The 25,102-nt window shown below is 64.8% G+C and carries 16 protein-coding genes; 10 read left to right on the top strand and 6 right to left on the bottom strand.

Annotation, left to right across the window (positions count from 1 at the left end):
* Positions 1–6 precede the first annotated feature (6 nt).
* The 5 genes from BLV45_RS20265 to BLV45_RS20245 are packed head-to-tail and all read left to right on the top strand — an operon-like array spanning position 7 to position 8,208.
* Entirely contained in the window at positions 7–3,234 is a 3,228-nt protein-coding gene (locus BLV45_RS20265; protein ID WP_090535775.1) for an efflux RND transporter permease subunit, read from the top strand.
* A gap of 1 nt (position 3,235) precedes the next feature.
* Entirely contained in the window at positions 3,236–4,729 is a 1,494-nt protein-coding gene (locus tag BLV45_RS20260; protein ID WP_090535773.1) for an efflux transporter outer membrane subunit, read from the top strand.
* The gene (locus tag BLV45_RS20255) at positions 4,726–6,012 is read left to right on the top strand and encodes a paraquat-inducible protein A (protein ID WP_090535771.1); all 1,287 of its coding nucleotides are present in this window, start codon (positions 4,726–4,728) and stop codon (positions 6,010–6,012) included. The genes BLV45_RS20260 and BLV45_RS20255 overlap by 4 nt, the downstream gene beginning before the upstream one ends.
* Positions 6,005–7,624: a PqiB family protein gene (locus BLV45_RS20250; RefSeq protein ID WP_090535770.1), complete on the top strand. Its 1,620-nt coding sequence runs from the start codon at positions 6,005–6,007 to the stop codon at positions 7,622–7,624. The genes BLV45_RS20255 and BLV45_RS20250 overlap by 8 nt, the downstream gene beginning before the upstream one ends.
* Entirely contained in the window at positions 7,624–8,208 is a 585-nt protein-coding gene (locus BLV45_RS20245; protein ID WP_322788618.1) for a PqiC family protein, read from the top strand. The genes BLV45_RS20250 and BLV45_RS20245 overlap by 1 nt, the downstream gene beginning before the upstream one ends.
* A 71-nt stretch (positions 8,209–8,279) precedes the next feature.
* Here the strand turns inward: BLV45_RS20245 and BLV45_RS20240 are convergent, their stop codons facing one another.
* Genes BLV45_RS20240 through BLV45_RS20230 form a run of 3 tightly spaced genes read right to left on the bottom strand, consistent with a single transcriptional unit; the run spans position 8,280 to position 12,222 of the window.
* Complete coding sequence (locus tag BLV45_RS20240) at positions 8,280–10,496, bottom strand: xanthine dehydrogenase family protein molybdopterin-binding subunit (protein ID WP_090535767.1); 2,217 nt, start codon at positions 10,494–10,496, stop codon at positions 8,280–8,282.
* A complete protein-coding gene (locus BLV45_RS20235) occupies positions 10,493–11,494 on the bottom strand; it encodes an FAD binding domain-containing protein (RefSeq protein ID WP_090535765.1) in 1,002 nt (333 codons plus the stop codon). The genes BLV45_RS20240 and BLV45_RS20235 overlap by 4 nt, the downstream gene beginning before the upstream one ends.
* Before the next feature lie 11 nt (positions 11,495–11,505).
* Entirely contained in the window at positions 11,506–12,222 is a 717-nt protein-coding gene (locus BLV45_RS20230; RefSeq protein ID WP_090535763.1) for a (2Fe-2S)-binding protein, read from the bottom strand.
* Between the two features lie 1,048 nt (positions 12,223–13,270).
* Between BLV45_RS20230 and BLV45_RS20225 the strand changes: the two genes are divergently transcribed.
* Together BLV45_RS20225 and BLV45_RS20220 are read left to right on the top strand one after the other, a co-directional pair.
* Positions 13,271–14,458 carry a porin gene (locus tag BLV45_RS20225; RefSeq protein ID WP_090535761.1) on the top strand — a complete coding sequence of 396 codons (1,188 nt, stop codon included), beginning with the start codon at positions 13,271–13,273 and terminating at the stop codon, positions 14,456–14,458.
* Positions 14,459–14,856: 398 nt separating this feature from the next.
* Positions 14,857–16,440 carry an aldehyde dehydrogenase (NADP(+)) gene (locus tag BLV45_RS20220; protein WP_090535759.1) on the top strand — a complete coding sequence of 528 codons (1,584 nt, stop codon included), beginning with the start codon at positions 14,857–14,859 and terminating at the stop codon, positions 16,438–16,440.
* A gap of 121 nt (positions 16,441–16,561) precedes the next feature.
* Here BLV45_RS20220 and BLV45_RS20215 read toward each other — a convergent pair whose 3' ends face one another.
* The 3 genes from BLV45_RS20215 to kdgD all read right to left on the bottom strand — a co-directional run bounded on the left by BLV45_RS20215 (position 16,562) and on the right by kdgD (position 20,267).
* Positions 16,562–17,305 carry a FadR/GntR family transcriptional regulator gene (locus tag BLV45_RS20215; protein ID WP_090535758.1) on the bottom strand — a complete coding sequence of 248 codons (744 nt, stop codon included), beginning with the start codon at positions 17,303–17,305 and terminating at the stop codon, positions 16,562–16,564.
* Positions 17,306–17,790: 485 nt separating this feature from the next.
* Positions 17,791–19,140: an MFS transporter gene (locus tag BLV45_RS20210; RefSeq protein WP_090535757.1), complete on the bottom strand. Its 1,350-nt coding sequence runs from the start codon at positions 19,138–19,140 to the stop codon at positions 17,791–17,793.
* A 209-nt stretch (positions 19,141–19,349) separates the two neighbouring features.
* Positions 19,350–20,267 carry a 5-dehydro-4-deoxyglucarate dehydratase gene (gene kdgD / locus BLV45_RS20205; protein ID WP_090535756.1) on the bottom strand — a complete coding sequence of 306 codons (918 nt, stop codon included), beginning with the start codon at positions 20,265–20,267 and terminating at the stop codon, positions 19,350–19,352.
* A gap of 205 nt (positions 20,268–20,472) precedes the next feature.
* Here kdgD and garD point away from each other — a divergent pair, with 205 nt between their 5' ends.
* The 3 genes from garD to BLV45_RS20190 all read left to right on the top strand — a co-directional run bounded on the left by garD (position 20,473) and on the right by BLV45_RS20190 (position 25,045).
* Positions 20,473–22,062 carry a galactarate dehydratase gene (gene garD / locus BLV45_RS20200; RefSeq protein WP_090535755.1) on the top strand — a complete coding sequence of 530 codons (1,590 nt, stop codon included), beginning with the start codon at positions 20,473–20,475 and terminating at the stop codon, positions 22,060–22,062.
* Positions 22,063–22,131: 69 nt separating this feature from the next.
* On the top strand, positions 22,132–23,226 hold the full coding sequence (locus BLV45_RS20195) for a lactonase family protein (RefSeq protein WP_090535754.1): 1,095 nt from the start codon (positions 22,132–22,134) through the stop codon (positions 23,224–23,226).
* Positions 23,227–23,479: 253 nt separating this feature from the next.
* A complete protein-coding gene (locus tag BLV45_RS20190; RefSeq protein ID WP_090535753.1) occupies positions 23,480–25,045 on the top strand; it encodes a methyl-accepting chemotaxis protein in 1,566 nt (521 codons plus the stop codon).
* Positions 25,046–25,102: the final 57 nt, after the last annotated feature.

Genomic DNA, 25,102 nt, shown 5'->3' with positions numbered 1-25,102 from the left:
AGCGACATGAATCTCTCCCACTTCTGCATCGAGCGCCCGATCTTCGCGTCGGTGATCTCGATTGTCATCACGCTCGGCGGCGCCGTGGCGATGTTCAATCTGCCGATCGCGCAGTACCCGGACGTCACGCCGCCGCAGATCACGATCTCCGCCAACTACCCGGGGGCGAGCGCCGACGTGGTCGCCAACAACGTGGCCGCGCCGATCGAGCAGCAGGTGAACGGCGCGGACAACATGATCTACATGAACTCGTCGAGTTCGTCGACCGGCAACCTGACCGTCAACGCGTACTTTCAGATCGGCACCAACCCGGAGCTCGCGCAGGTCGACGTGCAGAATCGCGTGAACCTGGCGCTGCCGCAACTGCCGTCATCGGTGCAGTCGCAAGGCATTCAGGTGCAGAAGAAATCGTCGGCGTTCATGATGGTGATCGCGATCTATTCGCCGACCGACCGCTACGACGCGACCTACATCGCCAACTACGCGAACATCTACGTACTCGATGCGCTCAAGCGCATTCCGGGCGCCAACCAGTCGAGCATCTTCGGCACGCCCGACTACGCGATGCGGATCTGGCTGAAGCCGGACCGGATGGCGCAACTGGGCATTACGGCGGCCGACGTGCAACGGGCGGTGGCCAACCAGAACCAGCAATTCGCCGTTGGCCGCCTCGGCCAGTCGCCGACTGGCGTGCCGGTCGAGCAGTCGTTCGCGGTCACGACCACCGGGCGCCTGAGCGAGCCGGCCGAATTCGACAACATCATCATTCGCGCGGCGAGCGGCGACGTGGCGATCGTGCGGCTCAAGGACATCGGCCGCGCGGCGCTCGGCCAGAAGGACTACTCGATCCGCAGCAAATTTCAGGGCAAGCCGGCCACCGTCATCGCCGTGTATCAGCAGCCTGGCGCGAATGCGCTCGACGTGTCGAAGCAGGTCCACGCGGCGCTCGCCGAAATGAAGAAGAGTTTTCCGGAGGGGCTCGAATACAGCATCGCGATGGATACGACCGACTTCACCCGCGCGTCGATCACGGATGTCGTCCACACGTTCTTCGAGGCGCTCGTGCTGGTCGTGGTGGTCGTGTTCGTGTTCCTGCAAAGCCTGCGCGCGACGCTGATTCCAGTGCTGGCCGTGCCGGTGTCGATCCTCGGCACCTTCATGGGGATGCTCGCGCTCGGTTTCTCGATCAACATGCTGACGCTGTTCGGCATGGTGCTCGCGATCGGCATCGTGGTGGACGACGCGATCGTCGTGATCGAGAACGTCGAGCGGAACATGAATGTCCACAAGCTGAGTCCGAAAGACGCCGCCATACGGGCCATGGACGAAGTCGCCGGCCCGGTCGTCGCGATCGTGCTCGTGCTGTGCGCGGTGTTCGTGCCGGTGGCGTTTCTCGGTGGCATCACGGGCCAGTTGTACAAGCAGTTTGCGATCACGATCGCGATCTCGGTGATTTTCTCGGGCGTGGTCGCATTGACGCTCTCGCCGGCGCTGGCCGCGTTGCTGCTCAAGCCGGGTCACCACGAAAAACGCGGCTTCTTCAAATGGTTCGACAACCGCTTTGAAAGGATGACGAACGGCTATACGAAGGTCGTCAAGCTGGTCATCAAGCGCTTCGTGGTCGCGCTGTTGCTGTTTGGCGGAATGGTCGTGCTGGCGGTCGTCATGATGCGCACGATTCCCACGTCGTTCCTGCCGCCTGAAGACCAGGGCTATCTGCTTGGCGCGGTCATCATGCCGGACGCCGCGAGCCTCGATCGCACCGGCGAAGTGTCGCAGCATGTCACCGACTACTTCATGAAGCAGCCGGCGGTGAGCAGCGTGACGGTCGTCGACGGCTTCAGCCTGCTCGACAGTCAGAACAAGAACAACGCGAGCGCGTTTTTCATCGGCCTGAAGGGTTTCGATGAACGCTACAGGTTCGCCAACCTCAAGACGCAGAATGCGCGGGCCGTGCTGCTCGACGCGTATGAGAACCTGTCAAAAGTGAAGGAAGGGATCATCCTGCCGATCAATCCGCCGTCGATTCCGGGGCTCGGTACGACGGGCGGAACCGAGATGTGGATTCAGAGCAAGGGCGACGGGAGCATCGCGCAGCTCGCCGGTGTGGTGCAGGACTTCATGGAAAAGGCGAAAAAGCGGCCCGAACTGGCACGCGTGACCTCCACCTTCAATGCGTCCGCGCAGCAGTTGCTGGTCAACGTCGACCGCGACAAGTCGGAGACGCTCGGCGTGCCGATCGAAGAGGTGTATAGCGCGATGCAAACGATGTTCGGCTCGCTGTACGTGTCGCAGTTCAACCGCTCGAGCCGGCTGTGGCAGGTCATCCTCCAGGCCGAGCCGTCGTACCGGCTCACGCCGCAGGATCTCGACCAGCTCTATGTGCGCAGCAAGACAAACAACATGGTGCCGCTCAAGGCGGTGGTGACATCGAAGTTCGTCACCGGACCGGACCTCATCACGCGCTTCAACAACTTTCCGGCCGTCAAGATCACCGCCAATGGCGCGCCGGGCTACAGCTCCGGGCAGGTCATCTCGACGCTCGAGGAAGTGGCCGACGAGGTCATGCCGCCGGGCTATGGCGTTGGCTGGAGCGGGGAGGCCTTCGAGGCGCGGCAGTCGGGCAGCACATCGGGCCTTGTGTTCGTGTTCGGCCTCGTGATGGTGTTCCTGATTCTCGCGGCGCAATACGAGAAATGGAGCCTGCCGTTCGGCGTGCTGATGGCGGTGCCGTTCGCGCTGTTCGGCGCGCTGCTCGCGATCCTGCTGCGCGGTCTCGAGAACGACGTGTACTTTCAGATCGGTCTCACGATGCTGGTCGCGCTCGCCGCCAAGAACGCGATCCTGATTTTCGAGTTCGCGGTGCTGAACCGGGAAGCGGGCGAGTCCGTGTACGACGCGGCAGTCACGGCGGCGACCGAACGGCTGCGGCCGATTGTGATGACTTCGCTCGCTTTCATCCTCGGCTGCGTGCCGCTTGCCATTGCGCTGGGGGCGTCGGCCAACAGCCGCCATTCGATCGGCACGGGGGTGATCGGCGGCATGCTCGGCGCGACCGTGATCGCGGTGTTCTTTATTCCGATGTTCTTCTACGTGCTCGAGTCGCTGTCGGAACGCGGGGGCAGCAAGACGACCCCGGGCGCGAGCGGCGGACCTGAGGGTCCGGGGCCCGCCACGCACCCCGGCCCGGGCGGCCCGGCGACCACCCCATCCGCCCCGCGTGAGGACGACTGACATGCGCGGCCGAGCGTCCCTGCTGCATCTCGCGCCTGTCCTGCTCGCGACGCTGGGGCTGGGCGGCTGTCTGCCAGGCCCCGACTACGTGCGGCCGACCGTTGCGACGCCGGCGACCTTTCGTTTCGAGACGGGTGACGCGCTCGACGTTGCCAACACGCGCTGGTGGGAGCAGTTTCAGGATCCGGTACTGAACGACCTGATCACGGCTGCGCTGGCGGACAACAAGGATGTGAAAATCGCCGCCGCGCGCGTCGACCAGTTCCTCGGCCAGTTCGTCACGACGCGCTCGGCACTCTTTCCGCAACTGGGCGCCGGCTTCGACGCGTCGCGTCAGCGGGCTTCGCAGGCGGGCCCGACACCGTTGCCGCCCGGCACGGGCCCGGTGTTCAACGAATTTCAGGCGCCGCTCACGGTCGCGTGGGAAATCGACCTGTTCGGCCGGGTGCGGCGCGAAACCGAATCGGCGCGCGCGAACCTGCTGGCGAGCGAGGAGGGCCGCCGGGCGACGATCCTCTCGCTGGTCGCCTCGGTTGCCACGGCTTACGTCAATCTGCGCGATCTCGACGCGCAACTGGTGATCGCCAGGGCGACGACGGACAGCCGCGCCGGTTCGGTGAAAGTGTTCCAGGCGCGCTTTTCAGGCGGCGACGTTTCGCAGATGGAGCTCGCGCAAAGCCAGTCGGAATACGAGGCGTCGCTCGCGACGATTCCGCAGATCGAGACGCAGATCGCCCAGCAAGAGGATGCGCTGTCCGTCCTGCTCGGGCGCAATCCCGGTCCGATCCTGCGCGGGCGCGAGCTGAGCACGCTGGCGGCGCCCGCCGTGCCGATGGGGTTGCCTTCCGGTCTGCTCGAGCGCCGTCCCGATCTGCGGCAGGCGGAGCAGAACCTGATCGCCGCCAACGCATTGATTGGCGCCGCTCGCGCGCTGTACTTTCCGTCGATTTCGCTCACGGGTCTGTTCGGCTCGGTCAGCGGGCAGTTCTCGAAGCTGTTCACCGGTCCCGCGCGGGTCTGGTCGTATGCCGGCTCGCTGACGGTGCCGATCTTTACCGCGGGCAGCATCGGCGGTCAGGTGCAACAGGCAGAAGCGCTGCAGCAACAGGCGCTGTTCCAGTATCAGCAATCGATCCAGGTGGCGTTCCAGGAAGTCGACGACGCGCTGGTCGCCTTGCAGAAGTCACGCGAACAGCTCGTCGTGCAAGGTCGTCAGGTGGAAGCATTGCGCACCTATGCAAGGCTCGCGCGGCTGCGTTACGAAGGGGGCTACACGAGCTACATCGAAGTGCTGGATGCCGAGCGGAGTCTCTTCAACGCGCAACTGGGTTATACGCAAACCCATGGCGTGGTCTTCAACTCGCTGATAGGCCTTTACAAGGCCATGGGTGGCGGCTGGGTGGTGCAGGCCGAGGGCATCACGGGCCAGGTGATGGGGCAACAGGGCGCCGCCGCGCCGGGCGGGCATGAAGCCGCGACGGAGCAGCCGCAATGACCGCGCGAGCGACGGCCGGGCGCCTCATCGCGTGTCACGAATGCGATCTGCTGCAGCGCGAACCGGCCTTGCCGCCTGACGGCGTGCTGCGCTGCTGCCGTTGCCGCGCGGAGCTGTATCGCGCGCACCCTGACAGCATCGACCGGGCGCTGGCTTTCACGCTCGCGGCGGGCGTGATGTTCGCGATCAGCAACGTATATCCGATCGTTGGCCTCGAGGTTAATGGCGACCTCGTGGAAACGACTTTGCTGCGCGCCGTTCGCATCCTGTACGACGACGGCATGTGGCCCATCGCGGGACTGGTGTTCGCGACGACGTTCCTGATGCCGCTCCTGCAAATGGCGACGACGACGTATCTGCTGGTGCGACTGTGGCTACATCGCCGGCCGTATCGAGCCGACCTTGTGTTTCGCCTGATGCATCTGGCGCAGCCGTGGGGGATGACGGAGGTGCTGATCCTCGGGATGCTGGTGGCGCTCTTCAAACTGGCGAAGATCGCGAGCGTCGTACCGGGCGTCGCGCTCTGGTCGTTCGGCGCTCTGATGCTGTTGCTGGCGGCGGCCAGTGCCGCATTCGATTCGCGCGCGCTCTGGCAGCGGCCCGGCGGGCAGCGTGGCGCCGCTGCCGATCGCCTGCCCGAAGTCGCCGCGTGGCCCACACCCGCGCCCACGGCCATGCATTGCGGTCTGCTGAGCTGCCATGGCTGCGGGCTGCTGATGCACTCGCGCACGGATCCGCACGCCACCGGCTGCCCGCGCTGCGGTGCGCGCCTGCACGCGCGCAAACCCGACAGCATCGCGCGCACGTGGGCGTTCCTGATCGCGGCGATGGTGCTGTACATCCCGGCGAACGTGCTGCCGGTGATGAACACCAGTTCGGTGTTCGGCTCGCAGAAGGACACGATTCTGAGCGGTGTCGTCTATCTGTGGACTTCGGGCGCATGGCCGCTCGCCATCGTGGTGTTCATCGCGAGCATCGCGGTGCCGATGCTCAAGATCATGGCGATCATGTACCTCGTGATTTCCACGCAGCGGCGCTCGAATGCGCTGCTGCGGGAACGCATTCGCATCTACCGGCTGGTGGAGCTCGTCGGACGCTGGTCGATGCTCGATATCTATGTCATCACCATTCTGGTCGCGCTCGTGCAGTTCAATGCGCTCGCGACGATTCAGGCCGGCCCGGCCGCCATCGCGTTCGGCGCGGTGGTCGTGCTGACGATGTTCGCGGCGATGTCGTTCGATCCGCGACTGATCTGGGACGCGGCGCAGGTGTGCGATGGCTAGACCTCCCAGCGAGCCGGACGCGCCCGATCTACCCGAGGCGGTGGCCACGCCCCGTTCGCGCTGGCGTGTGCAGATCGTGTGGCTGGTGCCGGTCATCGCCGTGCTGATCGGCGGCTGGCTGGCGGCGAAGGCGGTGCTCGACAAGGGGCCGACGATCACCATCAGCTTCGCGACCGGCGAAGGTCTCGAAGCCGGCAAGACCCGGATCAAATTCAAGAACGTCGACATCGGCGTGGTCAGGAGCGTGACCTTGTCCAAAGACCACGGCAGCGTGATCGCGACCGCCGAACTCACCAGGGACACGTCGAACATGCTGGTCGACGACACGCGCTTCTGGGTCGTGCGCCCACGCATTTCCGGGGGCACCGTATCGGGCATCGGCACCCTGCTGTCCGGGTCTTTCATTGGCATGGATCTGGGCACGTCGACGAAGGAGCGGCGCGATTTCGCTGGACTCGAGTCGCCACCGGTGATCGCGAGCGGCGTGGCAGGGCGCGAGTTCGTGCTGAAGAGCGAGGATATGGGCTCGCTCGATGTGGGCTCACCAGTTTTCTTCCGACGCCTGCAGGTCGGACAGATCACCTCGTACACGCTCGACGCAAACGGCAAGGGTGTCACGCTGCGGGCCTTCATCAACGCGCCGTATGACAAATACGTGCAGACCGATACGCGCTTTTGGCATGCGAGCGGTGTCGACGTGTCGCTGGGCACCGAGGGCGTCAAGGTCAACACGCAATCGCTGGTCTCGATCCTGATCGGCGGCCTGGCGTTCCAGACCCCGGATGAGACAACCGGTCAGCCCGAGGCTGCCGTTCGTACCGAATTTATCCTGTTCCACGATCGTACGGAGGCAATGAAGCGCCATGACCGTATCGTCGATACCTATATATTCAATTTCAACGGTTCGGTGCGGGGCTTGACGGTCGGTGCCCCGGTCGATTTCCGCGGCATCGTGGTGGGTGAGGTGTCCGCGATCTATACGCGCTTCGACCGGGTCAGGAAGCAGTTCAGCATACCGGTGGAGGTGCGCTTTTATCCGGAGCGTTTCACGTCGCGTTACAAGTCGGGCGACGCCGGCGGCAGGGTTACGGGCAATCGTCGCCAGCTGGTGGACTGGCTGATCGCGCGTGGCATGCGGGCGCAGTTGCGAACCGGCAACCTGTTGACCGGACAGTTGTACATCGCGCTCGAATTCTTCCCGGCGGCGCCCAAAGCCGGGATGGACTGGAGCGCGAATCCGCCGGAAATGCCGACGGTGCCTGGCGGGCTGCAATCGCTGCAGGATTCGCTCACCAGTCTGCTCGCCGAGCTTAACAAGATCCCGTTCGAAGGGATCGGCAAGGACGCGCAAAAGACGCTGGCGGATGCGGATTCACTTCTCAAACAGCTGCGCACCGAGGTGATGCCGCAGGCCCGGGACACGCTCGCCGCCGCGCAGACGGCGCTGGATTCGGCGAACGGTGCGTTGCAGCCGGACTCGCAGTTGCAGCAGGGCACCACCGATGCGATGCGTGAACTCGCGCGCACCGCGGCGGCGTTCCGCACGCTGGCGGATTATCTCGAACGTCATCCTGAGGCACTGATTCGCGGCAAACAGGAGGATAACAAGTGATGCGCCTGTCCTTACCCTTCGCGTTTGTGCTGACTGTCGCCACGCTGGCCGGTTGTGCGTCGCCAAAGGCCGCCTTCTACACATTAAGCCCGCAAGCGCCTGGCGAAAGCACAGGCCCTGCTATGCCGGTCACTGTCCTGATCGGTCCGGTCACCGTGCCGGAACTCGTCGACCGGCCGCAGATCGTGGTTCGCGCCGGCGCCAATCAGGTGACGATCGACGAATTCGCCCGCTGGGCGGACTCATTGAAGAGCCAGATTCCGCGCGTGATGGCCGCTGATCTCGCACAGGAACTGAACAGTCCGCGCGTGTCCACTTACCCGATGGCGGGTGATCCGGCCGCGGCCTGGCGTGTGCAGATCGACGTCCAGCGCCTTGACGCCACGCTCGGGGACGCGGTCACGGTGGATGCGTCATGGTCCGTGTCGCCGCCCGGCAAACGTGCGCCACTCAGCGGTCGCAGCACCGTGCGCGAGCCCTCCGCCGGTGCCGGTTACGATGCGCTGGTGGCCGCCTGCAGCCGGGCCTTCGCCACGGTCAGCCTTGATATTTCCGCCTCGATCCGCTCGGCGGCATCTCCGTGAAACGCGGCAGTGGCGGTGCATCACAAGGTCCGATTCGAAGTGCCGGCTTCGCAACGTGCGCAACGTGCGTACTATCCCCCCATGAATACCTTGTCGAGCGTAATGGGCAGATCGCGCACGCGCACGCCTGTTGCGTGAAACACCGCATTCGCGATCGCCGCCGGCACGCCCGTGATGCCGATTTCGCCGATTCCCTTCGCGCCCAGCGAGTTGATGTGCGGATCGACTTCGTCGATAAAGTTGATGTCGATCGCGTTGATGTCGGCGTTGACCGGCACGTGGTACTCCGCGAGATTGGCGTTCACGAAGCGGCCATGGCGCGTGTCCAGATCGGTCTTTTCCTCGAGCGCCGCGCCGATGCCCCAGACGATGCCGCCCATCAGCTGGCTGTGCGCGGTCTTCGCGTTCAGCAGACGCCCAACGCCATACACCGACGTGATCCGCGCGACGCGAATCGTGCCGAGATCGGCGTCGACATGCACTTCCGCGAACACCGCGCCGAACGAGTGAAACGAGAACTTCTGCTTTTCGTCGCCGGGTTTGACGCTCGCCTGCGCCTCGATCGGCTGGCCGCCCGCGCGCGCGAGAATCGCGCCGGCCGGGTCGCGCCGCGCCGCGTCCTTCATGCTGATGATCCAGCCGTTCTCGACGGTGACTTCGTCGGGCGTCGCGCCATGCACGGGTGAAGCCGGATCGGCAAGCGCCATCGCGACGAGCTTGTCGCGCACCTGCGTCGCGGCATCGCGCACGGCGGGCGACACGCTCGCGACCGACTGCGAGCCGCCCGATACCGGCGCCTGCGGCAGCGAGGAATCGCCGAGCGCGAAGCGGATGGCGTCGGGCGAGAAACCCATCGCGTCGGCGGCGACCTGGGTCATCACGGTGTACGTGCCGGTGCCGATGTCCTGCGTGCCCGATGCGACCATCGCGGAGCCGTCCGGCAGGATGCGGGCGATCGCCGAGGCCGCGCTGCGATTCGCGGGATACGTGGCGCTCGCCATGCCGAGGCCGATCAGCGTGTTGCCGTCGCGCATCGAACGTGGCGTGGCGGTGCGGCGCGACCAGCCGAACTTCTCCGCGCCGAGGCGGTAGCACTCGCGCAGGCCCTTGCTCGACCACGGCTTGTTGTCCTGCGGATCGACTTCGGCGTAGTTCTTCAGGCGCAGCGCGACCGGGTCCATCTTCAGTGCCCAGGCGAGCTCGTCCATCGCGGATTCGAGCGCGAACGAGCCGGTGGTCTCGCCCGGCGCGCGCATGAAGGTCGGCGTGCCGACGTTCAGCGGCACGAGCCTGTGCGTGGTGGACTGGTTGGGCACCGCGTACAGCATGCGCGTGACCATCGCGCAGGTCTCCGTCCAGTCCTCGATGACCGAGGTGTTCGCGTACGTGTCGTGGCGCATGCCGGTGAGCGTGCCGTCGCCGCGCGCCGCGATGACGAAGTGCTGCTCGGTCATCGGCCGGCCACCCACCGGGCCGAACATCTGCGGGCGCTCCAGCGCGAGCCGCACAGGCCGGCCGGTCTGCTTCGCGGCCATCGCGCACAGCGTCACGTGCGACCACGACGAGCCCTTGCAGCCAAAGCCGCCACCGACGAACGGCGAGATCACATGGACGTTGTCCGCCCCGATGCCGAACGTCTTCGAGACGGCGGTCTTCGCGCCCGAGACGCCCTGCGTCGAGTCGTACAGCGTGAGGTTCGGGCCGTCCCAGATCGCGAGCGTCGCGTGCGGCTCCATCGGGTTGTGATGCTCCATCGGCGTCGTGTAGACCGCGTCGATGCGGGTCGTGCCGTTCGCGAGACCCGCGCCGATGTTGCCGCGCAGCGTGTCGGTCTGCCGGCCTTGCGGTCTGTCGGGCGCGTGTGCGGTGGACTTCGCGCGCGCGAAGTCGAGCGTCGCCGGCACCGACTGATACGTGATGCGCAACTGACGGGCGGCGTCGGTGGCCTGTTCCAGCGTTTCCGCGACGACGACCGCGACCGGCTCGTTGCTGTAGTGAACCTGATTGTCCTGCAGCAGCGACAGATGACGGCCGGCCGGCGGCGCGAGTGGCGAGCGGCCGCCGTTGGGCAGCTTCATCGCGTTCTGGTACGTCATCACGAGGATCACGCCGGGCATCGACTGCACGCGCGCGCTATCGATCGAAGCAATGGTGCCGCTCGCGACGGTGCTCGTGATGAGCACCGCATGCGCGAGCCGCGCGGCGGGAAATTCGGCGGCGTAGCGTGCTTCGCCGGTGACTTTCAGCAGACCGTCGGTGCGGTCGAGCGGGAGGCCGATCACGTTCATGCCACCCCTCCCGGCTGCTGCGCGGCCTGCCTGAGCGCGCGAACGATCGACCGTTGCGCGAGCGGGATCTTGAACGCGTTGTCGCGTTGCGGCCGCGCGTCGCGCAGCGCGGCGGCCGCGGCGGCCTGCAGGTTCGCATCGGTGAGCGGCTGTCCCGCGAGCATCTGCTCCGCCGCATTCGCGCGCCACGGTTTGTGTGCGACGCCGCCGAGCGCGATGCGCGCGCTCCTGACCGTGTCGCCCTCCATCTGCAGCGCCGCCGCGACGGAGACGAGCGCGAACGCGTAACTTGCCCGGTCGCGCACCTTCAGGTAGTACGCGTGATCGCTATATAGAGGCGGCGGCAGGTCGACTGCCGTGATGAGTTCGCCGGGCTGCAACGTCGTATCGAGATCGGGCCGGTCGCCCGGCAGACGATGAAAATCGCCGAACGCGATCGTCCGCGCACCGCGCGGACCGCTCACGCGCACCACGGCATCGAGCGCCGCGAGCGCCACGCTCATGTCCGACGGATTCACCGCGACGCATTGCGGACTGGCGCCGAGAATCGCGTGCATGCGCGTGTGACCGCCGATCGCGGCGCACCCGCTGCCCGGCTCGCGCTTGTTGCATTGCGCGAACGCGGGGTCGTAGAAGTAGTAGCAGCGCGTGCGCTGCATCAGGTTGCCGCCGACGGTCGCCATGTTGCGCAACTGCGCCGACGCGCCCGCGACGAGCGCCTGCGTCAGCAGCGGATAGCGCGCTCGCACCGTCGCGTGATTCGCCGCGTCGCTGTTGCGCACGAGCGCGCCGATCCGCAGGCCGCCGTCGGGCAGCGGATCGATGGTGTCGAGCCCGCGGATATGCGTGATGTCGACGAGCCGCACCGGCCGCGCGACGCCGCCTTTCATGAGGTCGAGCAGGTTCGTGCCGCCGCCGATGAACGCCGTGCCCGGCTGCTGCGCGGATCGAATGGCGCCGGCGACGTCGCTGGCGCGTTCGTAGGAAATCGCTTCCATGACCGGTCTCCTCAGGCCATGCCGTCGTGGACGGCGCGCACCGCCGCGACGATGTTCGGATACGCGCCACAGCGGCAGAGATTGCCGCTCATGCGTTCGCGGATCTCGTCGTCGGACAGTTGCGGCGGCCGCAGGCGCACGTTCGCGGTCACCGTGCTGGCGGCGCCGGCCCTGAACTCGTCGAGCAGGGCGGTCGCCGAGCACAGCTGCCCCGGCGTGCAGTAGCCGCACTGGAACGCGTCGTGTTTGACGAAGGCCTGCTGGATCGGGCTCAACGCGTTGTCGCGCGCCAGTCCTTCGACGGTCGTGATCGCTTCGCCTTCATGCATCACCGCCAGCGTGAGACACGCGTTGATGCGCCGTCCTTCGACGAGCACCGTGCATGCGCCGCACTGGCCGCGGTCGCAGCCTTTCTTCGTGCCCATGAGGCCGGCGTATTCGCGCAGCGCGTCGAGCAGCGTGACGCGCGGTTCGAGATGCAGCGCATACGCGCGGCCGTTGACGTTGAGCGTGACCAGGCGCGCGGGGACAGGCGTGCGCGCGACGGGCGGCGGCGCGGCCGGTTGCTGCTGCGCATGCGCATGTGGCGCGGCGCCAACGGTCGCGGCGGCCGCGGCGGATTGCAGGAAGCGCCGTCGCGACGTGTTCGGAAGCGGCGTCGGGTCGGCAAGCGTGGATGATCCGGTTGATCCGCTGGCGGGATCCGGATGGTCTGGACGGCTGGACATGACGTTCTGCTAGCTCCATGAAGGTCGATGCAGACTCGCGACACAGCATGTTTCGTGCATCGGGGGACGTCGGTTGGGTGAGCAATTTTGATGCCGCTGACGATCGACGCACAGAACTCACGCGCGCGTGTACAGGCAAGGGGAGCGCCAGGGGGAAATGGCAACGTGGTGCGTCAACGCTGTACGTTGCGCTTAACGAACGACGAAGTAAAGCGCCTCGCAAAACCGCGCCAGGTGTGGCTTTCGGGATGAAAGCGAGGTGTCACACGACGGTTGTGACGCCTTTCGTTATGGTTGCGCCCGCATCGAATTTTCGCACCGGAATCAGGGGTTCTGGAGCGACGTTCGAGGTGCTGATAAGCGCACGCGACGGGACCGTTCGCGACGGTTCATCGTCGGGTTGTACGTCCGCTGGCAGCCCGCCGGGCCGCTCACATAGTGGGCGCGGCGGCGATGACCCGTTCCGGGAAAGCGGCGGGATGCGGAGCGATTGGCCCCCGAATGCTGCTTCTAGTTGTATGACATCGCATAATAAAGACCCGCATCGATGATCCTGCGGAAGTGTTGTTTTTCCGCATTTCTCCCAGATAAATAGGGGTAAATGCCTAATTGAATTTCAGAGATACCTCACTGATAGTACGTTGTCGTACAACAAGGCGGATTCTGAATAAGTCCTTGTGTACGGACGAACCTGTCGGCCACTCATGGAAACCAGCGGCATTCCGCTTCTCACATGCGGGCTGCGCCGGCGATGCGCGATGGATCGATGTGGGGTGGAGGGCAGCGGTTTTCCGCTGATGGATGAAGCGTAAGAGATGCGCGGCACCTGGCGCGCACCCGCTGACGGGTCCATCCGGATGACAGGTAATACGAAGCGACACGCAATCAGCGTGAAAGACATGCACGGGGGAGGGTCGGCAGGCGCGGAGCCGCCACCGCCACCGGAATGGACGGCAGGACCGAAGCGCATTAACGCGGATCGCGCAGAACGGGATGCTGTGCAGCTGCGACGGGTAGGCAACAACAATATTTTTACAGAGGAGTCTAAATGAAAAAGGTAATTGCAACCTCGGCCCTGGGTTTGTTCGCGATTGGCGCGCAAGCCCAAAGCAGCGTGACGCTGTACGGGATCGTCGATACCGGGATTGGCTATCTCAGCAGCTCGGCACCGTCGGTCGGTGCGACGAGTGGCGGCCACTCCGTCGTCAAGATGATTAACGGCATCTGGGCGGGCAGCCGCTTCGGCTTGAAGGGCAGCGAAGATCTGGGTGGCGGTACAGCGGCGATCTTCACGTTGGAAGAAGGTTTTAACAGCGCAACGGGCGCGCAGTCGACGAGCGGCCTCGCGTTCAACCGCCAGGCTTTCGTTGGCCTGACCAACCCCGCGTACGGTACGTTCACGGCTGGGCGTCAGTACACGGCGTACTACACGCTGCTGTCGCCGTACAGCCCGACCACGTGGCTGACCGGTGCCTACGGCGCGCACCCGGGCGATCTCGACTCGCTCGATACGACGTACCGCGTGAACAACTCGCTCGTGTACCAGTCGCCGAGTTTCCGCGGCCTGAAGGTGGCCGGTTCGTATTCGGTGGGCGGCGTGGCGGGCAGCCTCGATGCAGGCTCGACGTGGAGCGCCGGAGTCCAGTACCTGAACGGTCCGTTCGGTATCGCGGCTGGCTTCCAGCGCATCAACAACGCGACCAATGGCGGCGGTGCGTGGAATGTAAATTCCACGACGAACCCGCTTCCCGTGTCGGCGATCAACGCCGGCTACCAGGCGGCGCAGGCGCAACAGCGCGTCGCGGTGACGGGCGGTTACGCGTTCAGCAAGCAATGGGACGTTTCGTTCTCGTACTCGAACGTGCAATACATCCCGGGGACGCACTCGGGGTTCGCCTCCGAAGCGGTCTTCAACACGGCCGGCGCAGTGCTGCACTTCAAGCCGATTCCGACGCTGGATCTGGCTGCGGGCTACAGCTACACGCGTGCCTCCGAAGCAAATGGCGTCACGAGCGGGGCGAGCTACAACCAGTTCAACCTCTCGCAGTACTACAGCCTGTCGAAGCGCACGGCCCTGTACGCGCTTGAGGCTTACCAGCGTGCCAATGGCCAGACTCTGTCCGCAACGGGTCGCATCATCAACGCGACGGCTAGCATTGGTGACGGCCAGAACGGCACACCGTCATCGTCGCGCAGCCAGGTCGGTGTCGGCGTGGGCATCATCACCAAGTTCTAATCGGTTGATGTGCCGGCGGCGATCTCCGAATTGCCGTCACGCGATGAATGGCCCGTCCGTCGCAGTCAGGCGGCGGGCATCTGAAGCGGCTTGTCAGCCTGCTTCAGCGATGGAGCGAAGGGGATTCCCTTCGCTCCATTTTTACTTTGGCGCGCCGAGGCCCGCGCGCCGGGTCTTCCCGCAACGCATTGCATGGGTCGATGTTTCCGCGCGAACGTTCGTTTTGTTCGTAGTTATATGTCGTCGTATCTCTTGATGTGATCGATGTAATTTCACCACACTTACGTCTTCTTAACAGTTCGAGAAAATAGTGGGAGAAGCAGTGATGAACGTTGCGGCGGCAAGCGGTTATGTTGTAGGATGACCGATATCCAAGGCCTTTATCCAGGGAAAGCGAAATGTCTATTACCGGCGAAATGCTGATTGGCCGCCAAACCGTGCGCGGCAATGAAAAACCTTTGCGTGCGTTCAATCCCGCCACGGGCTCCGAGATCGCCGAGCCGGTCTTCGGCACGGGTACGGTTGCGGATGTCGCGCGTGCGTGCGACCTCGCGCAGCAGGCGTTCGATTCTTACCGTCAACTGCCGCTGACGGTGCGCGCTGAATTCCTCGAACGCATCGCCGACGGCATCACGGAACTGGGCGACGTGCTGGTCCAGCGCGCGCATGAGGAGTCCGGCCTGCCGAAGGCGCGTCTCGAAGGCGAGCGCGGCCGGACGACCGGCCAGCTGAAGCTGTTCGCGCAGGTGGTGCGCGCGGGCCAGTGGCTCGCCGCGACGCTCGATTCGCCGCTGCCGGAGCGCAAGCCGCTGCCGCGCTCGGACCTGCGCATGCAGAAGATTCCGCTTGGGCCCGTCGCCGTGTTCGGCGCGAGCAATTTCCCGCTGGCGTTTTCCGTCGCCGGTGGCGATACGGCCGCGGCACTGGCAGCCGGTTGCCCGGTGGTGGTGAAAGCGCATCGCGCCCACCTCGGCACATCGGAGATGGTCGGTCGCGTGATTCAACGCGTCGCGCGGGAAATGGACTTGCCTGAAGGCGTGTTCTCGATGATCGTCGGCGCCGGCAGCCTGGTTGGCGAAGCGCTCGTCGCGCATCCGGCCATCAAGGCCGTGGGCTTCACCGGTTCGCGCGCGGGTGGCACTTCGCTGATGCGCGTCGCCGCGGCTCGCGCTGAACCGATTCCGGTCTATGCGGAAATGAGCAGCATCAACCCGGTGTTCCTTTTGCCCGCCGCGTTGTCGGCGCGTGGCGAAAGCATCGCGCGCGGCTTCGTCGATTCGCTCGTGCTGGGCGCGGGCCAGTTCTGCACGAACCCGGGGCTTGCGATCGCCGTCGACAGCGACGCGCTCAAGGGCTTCGTGGCGACCGCTTCAGAGGCGCTGAACGCGAAGCCCGCGCAGACGATGCTGACCTCCGGCATCCATGCCGCCTACGAACAGGGCGAAGGCAAGCTGGCGGCGATCAAGGGCGTGGAAGCGGTGGCGCACGGCGCCGGCGCGACGGGCCCGACGCAGGCCTGTGCCGCGCTCTTCGTGACCGACGCCCAGACGTTCCTCGCCACGCCGGAACTCGAGGACGAAGTCTTCGGTCCCGCTTCGACGATCGTGCGTTGCCGCGACGAGCAGGAAATGCTGGCGGTTGCCGAACACTTCACCGGCCAGCTCACGGCAACGGTGCAGATGGACGGCGGCGATCTGGCGGCGGCGAAAAAGCTGGTGCCGATCCTCGAGCGCAAGGCAGGCCGGATTCTGATCAACGGCTTCCCGACGGGCGTCGAGGTTTCGCACGCGATGGTGCATGGCGGCCCGTTCCCGGCGACGTCGGACAGCCGCGTGACGTCGGTCGGAACGACGTCGATCGAGCGCTTCCTGCGCCCGGTGTGCTATCAGGACTTCCCGGCCGATCTGTTGCCGCAGGCGCTCGCCGATGGCAATCCGCTCGACCTGTGGCGTCGTCGTGACGGCGAAATCACGCGCAGCTAGGCGACACGGCGCGGGGTTGGCGGCATGAAAAATGGCCGGGAATGAAGTGATTCATTCCCGGCCATCTGCTTTCTGACGTCTGGATGTGTTGTGCCGGTCGCGTGACCGGCTGTGCTGCGGATCAGCCGTTCGTTTCGGTCGCTTCGTTCGCGCGCCTCAGGCGCTCGCGACTGTTGGACAGATGCATGCGCATCGCGGCGCGCGCGCCTTCGGCGTCGTGACGCGAGATCGCTTCGAGGATGCTTTCGTGTTCGAGGTTCACGAGCGACAGGTAGGCGTCCGGCTCCGCGCGCGCGATGCCGGCGGAGTCGAGCCGGTTGCGCGGAATGAGCGCGCTGCCCATCTGCGAGAGGATGTCGACGAAGTAGCGGTTGCCGGTCGCGCGCGCCACCGAAATATGGAACTGGAGATCCGCTTCGACGCTGTCGTGGCCGTTCAGGCGCGTCGCTTCGATTGCGTCGAGCGCGGTGCGGATGTGCGCGACGTCGTCGGGCCTCGCGCGTTGCGCCGCCAGACCCGCGCATTCCGTTTCGAGGCTGATGCGCAGTTCGAGGATCGACAGCACGTCGCGCAGCGTGGTGGCGGGCACCATGTCGATGCCGAGTTTCTCGCGCGGCGGCTCAAGGACGAAGCTGCCGATGCCGTGCCGCGTTTCGATGATCATGCCGGCCTGCAGACGCGAAATGGCCTCGCGGATCACGGTGCGGCTCACGCTCAGGGTGACCATCAGCTGCGATTCTGTCGGCAGTTTGTCGCCGGGCTTGAGCGCGCCGGAAGCGATCTGCTCCGTCACGTAATTGACGACGTACTCGGCGAGATTGCGGGCGCGTCGTGCCGGCGCCGCGGATGCCAGTGGGGTAGCCATCGTACACGTCCTCGAATCAAATGGTTGCAGGGATAGGCTGCAATTGATTATAGCGTCGTCTGATGACTGGTCAGATAAACCGCAAGTATCTTGTATGGGGTGGAGTAACGCGTCAAAGCGCGAACTCTGGTCGACCGCAATAAATTGCATGGGACCAGAGTAACGTGCTTTGCATGGGACTGGAGTAAGTGCTTTGCATGGGACCGGAGTAGCGTGCTTTGCATGGGACCAGAGTAAGACGCTAAAGCGTCAACTCTGGCCGACAGCTAAAGCGCGAACTCCGGTCGACAGCTAAAGCGTCAACTCCAGTCGACCGCAATAAATTGCATGGGACCAGAGTAACGTGCTTTGCATGGGACCGGAGTAGCGCGCTAAAGCGCGAACTCCGGTCGACAGCTAAAGCGCGAACTCTGGTCGACAGGTGAGCATTTCCAGGACCCGTGCACGGCGCCGATGCGGCCGCCGCGCGCCGGGAGCGCCGGCGATCACTGCGGGCGCAGTTCGACCCGTTTGATGTCCTTCACGATCACGAGATAGCTGAACACGGTGATCAACGCGTTGATGCCGACGAATACCAGTGCGCCGTTGAACGATCCCGTCCGCGCGACGAGATAGCCGATGACGATCGGCGTCACGATGCCGGCCGCGTTGCCGAACATGTTGAAGATCGAGCCGGACAGACCGAGCGCTTCCTTCGGCGACGTATCCGCGACCACTGCCCAGCCGAGCGCGCCAATCCCCTTGCCGAAGAACGCGAGCGACATCAGCGCGACGACGAGCCAGTCGGCCGTGACGTAATTGCAGCCGATGATGCAGACCGACAGCAGCATGCCGCCGACAATCGGCACCTTGCGCGCGAGCGTCAGCGAATGGCCGCGGCGGATCAGCGAGTCCGACAGGAAACCGCCGAGCACGCCGCCGGAAAAACCGCAGATCGCGGGCAGCGACGCGACGAGGCCGGCGTGCAGGATCGTCATGCCGCGCGCCTGGACGAGATAGATCGGGAACCACGTCAGGAAGAAGTAGGTGAGCACGTTGATGCAGAACTGCGCGAGATAGACGCCGAGCAGCATGCGTGTGCCCAGCAGCTGACGCACGAGGCGCCAGCCTCCGGTGCGCACGACGTCTTCCGGCCGGGCTTTCTGGTGGCCGTTCACGACGCCGCCGCCCTGCTCGATATAGTCGAGTTCCGCGCGCGAGACGCGCGGATGGTCGGCGGGGTTTTTCATGACCTTCAGCCAGGTGAAGGCGAGGAAGAGTCCGACGACGCCCATCACGAGATAGACCGCGTGCCAGCCGAACGCGTGTGTGAGCCACGCCATCAGCGGCGTGAACACGACGGCGGCGAAATACTGCGCCGAATTGAAAATGGCCGATGCTGTGCCGCGTTCGGTGGTCGGAAACCAGCTGGCCACGACTTTCGCGTTGGCCGGAAACGCCGGCGATTCGGCGGCGCCCATCGCGAAGCGCAGCACGAAGAGCGCCACGACCGCTGCGGCGCCGCTACCGAGCACGCCGATCGAGCTTTGCAGCAGCGTGAAGAGCGACCAGAAGAAGATGCTCACGGCGTAGACGCGCCGTGCGCCGAACCGGTCGAGCAGCCACCCGGCGGGCAGTTGCGACAGCACATACGCCCAGCTGAATGCGGAGAAGATGTAGCCCATCCTGATCGCATCGAAGCCGAACTCCGTGCGCATCGCCGAGCCGGTCACCGAGAGCGTCGCGCGGTCCGCGTAGTTGAACGTCGTGATGACAAAGATCAGCAGCAGAATCGTATAGCGGACTTTCGTGCGCCGTTCGACATGTGCGGGATTCGCGGTGCGGCTCATTTCCATGATGATTTTCCTGACGGTTCAGGCGAGGGCGGACGCGCCCCGGTTTCGATGCGGCGGCAGCCGGCACTGACACGGCCGGCCTTTCGACGCGATCGGCCATGCAGTGCGCGATGGCCGTGGATCCTGCAAAAACGCCCGGCGACGCATGCGTGCCGGGCGCTCCTGCTGGCCGCGTGATCCACGTAGGCGTGCATCACGCGGCTGGGCGCTTACTGCGCGCCGAGCTTCTTGATGAGGACGTCGAGCTGGCTCATTTCGTCGTCGGTCAGGTCGGTCAGCGGGGCGCGCACCGGCCCGGCGCTGTGGCCGACCAGCTTTGCGCCGGCCTTCACGATGCTGACGGCGTAACCCGCGCGGCGATTGCGGATCGCGAGGTACGGCAGGAAGAACTCGTCGATCAGCTTGCCGACCGTGGCGTGGTCGTTCGCGGAGATCGCGCGATAGAAGTCCATCGCCGTCTTCGGGATGAAGTTGAACACGGCCGACGAATACACCGGCACGCCCAGCGCCTTGTAGGCCGCGGCATAGACTTCCGCCGTCGGCAGGCCGCCGAGGTACGAGAAGCGGTCGCCGAGGCGGCGGCGGATCGTCACCATGTTTTCGATCTCGCCCACGCCGTCCTTGAAGCCGATCAGGTTCGGGCAACGGTCGGCCAGACGTTCGAGCATGTCGGCGTTCAGCTTCGAGTTCGCGCGGTTGTAGATGATCACGCCCATGCCCGGCACGGACTTGCACACTTCTTCAGCGTGGGCGGCAATGCCTTCCTGGCTCGCTTCCGTCAGGTAGTGGGGCATCAGCAGAATGCCGTTCGCGCCCAGACGCTGCGCTTCCTTTGCGTAGGCGATCGCGACGCGCGTCGGGCCGCCTGCGCCGGCCAGAATCGGTACCTTGCCCTTGCAGACTTCCATGGCCGTGCGCACGACGTTCGAGTAGTCGTCATGGGTCAGCGAGAAGAATTCGCCCGTGCCGCCGGCGACGAACAGTGCCGATGCGCCATAGGGCGCGAGCCATTCGAGGCGCGCGGCATACGTGTCGGCGCGAAAATCGCCCTGTTCGTTGAAGTCGGTAATCGGGAAAGACAGAAGGCCTTCCGATACGATCTGCTTCAGTTCCTGCGGTGTCGTCATGATTAAGTGTCCTGGCTACGAGTTCGGGTACAGAGCATTCTTATACGTCATCGTACAACAACAAATCGAGCGAGACAACCGGGATTTAGCGGCATAATGGGCGATATAGGGTTAATACGGACCACCCCTGCAACGTTTCATGTTGTAGGATGACGTATGAATTGTTGGCGTAGCAGGCGCAGAGTGCGCCATAAGGATCGATGCAATGGAACTGACTCCGCTCTACATTCGCGTTCACCCCAATGACAATGTCGCGATCGTCGTCAACGACGGCGGCCTGGGCGAGGGCGCGGTGTTTCCCGATGGGCTGGTGCTGCGCGAGCGGGTGCCGCAAGGGCACAAGGTGGCGCTCGCCGATCTCGCGGAAGGCGACGAGGTCATCCGCTATAACGTGGTGATCGGTTATGCCCTCAAGGCGTTGCCGAAGGGCAGCTGGATCAACGAACACGTGATCCGGATGCCGAGCCCGCCGGGGCTCGAGGACCTGCCGATCGCGACCATCAAGGCGCCGGACATGCCGCCGCTCGAAGGCTACACGTTCGAGGGCTACCGCAACGCCGACGGCTCGGTGGGCTCGCGCAACATTCTCGCCATCACCACCACCGTGCAGTGCGTGGCCGACGTCGTCCAGCACGCCGTCACGCGCATCAAGGTCGAACTGCTGCCGCGCTATCCGAACGTCGACGACGTCGTCGGGCTGGGTCACACGTATGGCTGCGGCGTCGCGATCGACGCGCCCGATGCGATGGTGCCGATCCGCACCGTGCGCAACATCAGCCTGAACCCGAACTTCGGCGGCGAAGTGATGATGGTGAGCCTCGGCTGCGAGAAGCTGCAGCCGGAACGCCTGATGCCGCCGGGCACGATTCCGATCGCGGCGGCGTCCCATGTCGCGGAAGTCGCCGACATCGGCGATCTCACGGCCGATTCCAACGGCGACGTGGTCGTGCTTCAGGACGACGCGCACGTCGGCTTCCAGTCGATGATCGACTCGATCATGAGAACCGCCGAAGGCCATCTGAAGCGGCTGAACAATCGCCGCCGCGAGACCTGCCCGGCGTCCGACCTCGTGATCGGCGTGCAGTGCGGCGGCAGCGACGCGTTTTCCGGCCTCACCGCCAATCCCGCGGTGGGCTTCGCGACCGACCTGCTGGTGCGGGCCGGCGCGACGGTCATGTTCTCCGAAGTCACCGAGGTGCGCGACGGCGTCGACCAGCTGACCGCGCGCGCGGCCAACGCGGACGTGGCGGCGGCGATCATCCGCGAGATGCAGTGGTACGACGATTATCTGAAGCGCGGCGGCGCGGACCGCAGTGCGAACACCACACCGGGCAACAAGAAGGGCGGCCTGTCGAACATCGTCGAAAAGGCGATGGGTTCGATCATCAAGTCGGGTAACTCGGCGATCTCGGGCGTGTTGTCACCCGGCGAGAAGGTCCAGCAAAAAGGCCTGATCTACGCGGCGACGCCGGCAAGCGATTTCATCTGCGGCACGCTGCAACTGGCGGCGGGCATCAACCTGCACGTGTTCACGACTGGCCGCGGCACGCCGTACAGCCTCGCGGAAGTGCCTGTCATCAAGGTCGCGACGCGCTCGGATCTCGCGCGCCGCTGGCACGACCTGATGGACATCGACGCGGGCACGATCGCCACGGGCAACGCAACCATCGAAGACGTGGGCTGGGAGCTGTTCCGCCTGATGCTCGACGTGGCGAGCGGCCGCAAGGAAACCTGCGCGGAGAAACTCGGGCTTCACAACGCGTTGACGCTGTTCAACCCGGCGCCGGTGACCTGAGCGTCGTGCCGTGCGCGGCTTTAATCAACCATCAAAAATAACCAGACCTGGATGTCGACTCATTCTTTCATGACAAGAAAAACAATCCTGAGCACGATCGCGAGCGCGCTGATCGGCCTGACCGCTTCAGGCGCGAGCCACGCTGCCACGTATGCGTATGTATCGAACGCCGACAGCGAGGATATTTCGGTGTTCAGCCTCAACCCGTCGACCGAGGCGCTCGACGCGGTGCAGACCGTCGCCGTCGGTGGCACCGCGATGCCGATGACGCTTTCTCCCGATCATCACCGTCTGTATGCCGGGTTGCGTTCGAAGCCGTACCGGGTCGTGAGCTTTGCGATCAATCCGCTCGACGGCCGTCTGATCCAGCTGGGCACCGCGCCGCTCGCTGAAAGCATGCCGTATCTGTCGACCGACGCGACCGGTCGCTATCTGTTTTCCGCGTCGTACGGCGGCAACCTGCTCGCGGTCAACCGCATCGGCGCGAATGGCGTGGTGGGCGACGTGCAGCAGACCATCCCCACCGGCCCGATGGCGCACGCGATCCGCAGTGCGCCGGATAACCGCTATGTGTTCGCGTCGGTGCTCGGTTCGGATGCGTGGCTTCGCATGAAGTTCGACGCGTCGAACGGCCATCTCACGCCGGACGCCGCGCCCGCGTATTCGCTGCCGGAAAAGTCGGGCCCACGCCACTTCGTGTTCTCGGCGGATCATCGTTTTACGTATCTGATCGACGAACTCGACGGCAAGCTGCATGCGCTCGCGTTCAACGCAACCGGCGACACCGTCAAGCCGATCCAGACCATCTCGATCCTGCCGGACGACTTCAAGGGCGACAAACCGTGGGGCGCGGATCTTCATCTGACGCCGGACGGCCGCTTCCTGTACGCATCGGAACGCACGTCGAGCACGCTGGCGGCATATCGCGTCAATCAGGCCACAGGCAAGCTCACGCGGATCGGCACGTATCCGACCGAGAAGCAGCCGCGTGGATTCAATATCGATCCGTCGGGCAACTATCTGCTGGCGGTGGGGCAACTGTCGACGCAGATGCGCGCATACCGGATCGACCGTAAAACGGGTGCGTTGCGTGCAATCGGCGAGTACCCGGTGGGCAAGAATCCGAACTGGATCGAGATCGTGCAGTTCGACGGCTCGAACTGATCCCGGAAGCCGCATCACGCTGATGCATTCGCGCGTAGTCCGCATTCGCGCGAATGTGTCGAGACTGATTTGAAACGGCCCGTGCGTCTGACGCACGGGCCGTTTTATCTGGCATCCGAAATATATCGATGCCACGTCTGCAACGCGCACGATCAGAGCCGCGTTTAAATCGTGACGTGATGCGTTTTTTGCTCAAGTCACCGGACGTTTTTGCCGTTAACAGATCATCGTATAACTCCGGGCTGAAAGCGGCATGCGCAACATATCGGTTCAAAACAGTCTTCTTGGCATCTTCCTGATCTTCGCGACGATGATCGTGTTCGGGGGCGTGATCGGCGTCGTGACGCTGAGTCGCGCGAACGCCAACCTCGATCGCATCCATCGCATCGCGACGCAGGAAATTCTGGTTAACGACGGCTACAAGGATTCCACCCGCACGCGTGCCGCGTTGACACGCGCGTACTCCGCGCTGAGGGAGCGCAACGATCTCGCGACGCGCGACTCCGCGCTGAAAAGCGCGGCGACCACCTTCAAGCGCGCCGCCGACGAAACGGAAGCGTTTCGCAACGCGCCAAAGTTTTCCGGTCTCGACGAGGACCTCAAGCAGAATCTGGTCGAATCGTCGATGCATCTGGCGTCGATCCTGGCGAAGGCCACCGACGCGCTGCGCTCGGGCGACACCAACGCCTACGTGCAGATCAACGACCACGACATCACGCTGGCCGGCCGGGGGTACACCACCAACGTCGAAAAATTTCAGGCGCTGGCGAACCAGCTCTCGAACGATGCCGCCGGGGAGGTCGACACGGAATACACGCGCGTCGTCACGATGGTCGTCGTGGGCGTCTGCGGTGCGCTGTTGCTGATCGTGTTCGCGCACTTCGCGCTGCGGCGTGTCGTCACTGCGCCGCTGAAGAACGCGGCCACGATGCTCGACCAGATCGCGAAGAACGACCTGACGGCGCGCATTCCCGAAGCGGGCAACAACGAGATCGGGCAACTGTTTGCCGCGATGCGCCGGATGCAGCGCGGCCTGTCGCAGACGGTGTCGAACGTGCGCGGCAGTTGCGAGGCGATCTATACCGGCGCGCGCGAGATTGCCGCGGGCAACCTCGATCTGTCGAGCCGTACCGAGCAGCAGTCGGCGGCGCTCGAGGAAACCGCGGCCAGCATGGAAGAACTGACGTCCACCGTGAAGCAGAACGCCGAGAACGCGCAGCAGGCGAGCGAGCAGGCCGCGAACGCCGCACAGGTCGCGCAGGACGGCGAAGGCGTGGTCGATCGCGCGATTCAGACGATGAGCGTGATCACCGAAAGCTCGCGCAAGATCGCGGATATCACCGGCATGATCGACAGCATCGCGTTCCAGACGAACATTCTCGCGCTCAACGCAGCGGTCGAGGCCGCGCGCGCCGGCGAGCAGGGGCGTGGCTTCGCGGTCGTCGCAAGCGAAGTGCGCAGCCTCGCGCTGCGCAGCGCGGACGCGGCGCGGGAAATCAAGGCGCTGATCGGCGCGTCGGTGCAGGACGTCGAAACCGGCAACGCGCTCGTCACACGTGCAGGGGAATCGATGCGCGAGATCGTCGGCGCCGTACGCAACGTCGCGACCATCATGAGCGAGATCAAGTCGGCGACGATCGAGCAGGGCACGGGCATCGAACAGGTCGGGCAGGCGGTGAGCCAGATGGATCAGGTCACGCAGCAGAACGCCGCGCTCGTCGAAGAGGCGGCGGCCGCGGCGAGCGCGCTGGAGAATCAGGCGCAGTCGATGACGGAAGCGGTTGCTGAATTTCGCCTGAGGGCGGTTGCGGCGGCGTGACCTTGACGGGCTTGTGACGGACCTGAAGCCAGGCTCGTCACGGCCCCCGGCTCATTC

Origin of the sequence: Paraburkholderia sartisoli (assembly GCF_900107685.1) — a bacterium.
Classification (GTDB): domain Bacteria; phylum Pseudomonadota; class Gammaproteobacteria; order Burkholderiales; family Burkholderiaceae; genus Paraburkholderia; species Paraburkholderia sartisoli.
The sequence above is the reverse complement of the archived record's forward strand: the minus strand, read 5'-3'. Positions and strand labels throughout refer to the sequence as shown.

What these genes read in the sequence shown, in the direction of transcription:
- BLV45_RS20265 (WP_090535775.1), top strand. Translation starts at nt 7, where the DNA reads ATGAATCTCTCCCACTTCTGCATCGAGCGCCCGATCTTCGCGTCGGTG.
- BLV45_RS20260 (WP_090535773.1), top strand. Translation starts at nt 3,236, where the DNA reads ATGCGCGGCCGAGCGTCCCTGCTGCATCTCGCGCCTGTCCTGCTCGCG.
- BLV45_RS20255 (WP_090535771.1), top strand. Translation starts at nt 4,726, where the DNA reads ATGACCGCGCGAGCGACGGCCGGGCGCCTCATCGCGTGTCACGAATGC.
- BLV45_RS20250 (WP_090535770.1), top strand. Translation starts at nt 6,005, where the DNA reads ATGGCTAGACCTCCCAGCGAGCCGGACGCGCCCGATCTACCCGAGGCG.
- BLV45_RS20245 (WP_322788618.1), top strand. Translation starts at nt 7,624, where the DNA reads ATGCGCCTGTCCTTACCCTTCGCGTTTGTGCTGACTGTCGCCACGCTG.
- BLV45_RS20240 (WP_090535767.1), bottom strand. Translation starts at nt 10,496, where the DNA reads ATGAACGTGATCGGCCTCCCGCTCGACCGCACCGACGGTCTGCTGAAA.
- BLV45_RS20235 (WP_090535765.1), bottom strand. Translation starts at nt 11,494, where the DNA reads ATGGAAGCGATTTCCTACGAACGCGCCAGCGACGTCGCCGGCGCCATT.
- BLV45_RS20230 (WP_090535763.1), bottom strand. Translation starts at nt 12,222, where the DNA reads ATGTCCAGCCGTCCAGACCATCCGGATCCCGCCAGCGGATCAACCGGA.
- BLV45_RS20225 (WP_090535761.1), top strand. Translation starts at nt 13,271, where the DNA reads ATGAAAAAGGTAATTGCAACCTCGGCCCTGGGTTTGTTCGCGATTGGC.
- BLV45_RS20220 (WP_090535759.1), top strand. Translation starts at nt 14,857, where the DNA reads ATGTCTATTACCGGCGAAATGCTGATTGGCCGCCAAACCGTGCGCGGC.
- BLV45_RS20215 (WP_090535758.1), bottom strand. Translation starts at nt 17,305, where the DNA reads ATGGCTACCCCACTGGCATCCGCGGCGCCGGCACGACGCGCCCGCAAT.
- BLV45_RS20210 (WP_090535757.1), bottom strand. Translation starts at nt 19,140, where the DNA reads ATGGAAATGAGCCGCACCGCGAATCCCGCACATGTCGAACGGCGCACG.
- kdgD (WP_090535756.1), bottom strand. Translation starts at nt 20,267, where the DNA reads ATGACGACACCGCAGGAACTGAAGCAGATCGTATCGGAAGGCCTTCTG.
- garD (WP_090535755.1), top strand. Translation starts at nt 20,473, where the DNA reads ATGGAACTGACTCCGCTCTACATTCGCGTTCACCCCAATGACAATGTC.
- BLV45_RS20195 (WP_090535754.1), top strand. Translation starts at nt 22,132, where the DNA reads ATGACAAGAAAAACAATCCTGAGCACGATCGCGAGCGCGCTGATCGGC.
- BLV45_RS20190 (WP_090535753.1), top strand. Translation starts at nt 23,480, where the DNA reads ATGCGCAACATATCGGTTCAAAACAGTCTTCTTGGCATCTTCCTGATC.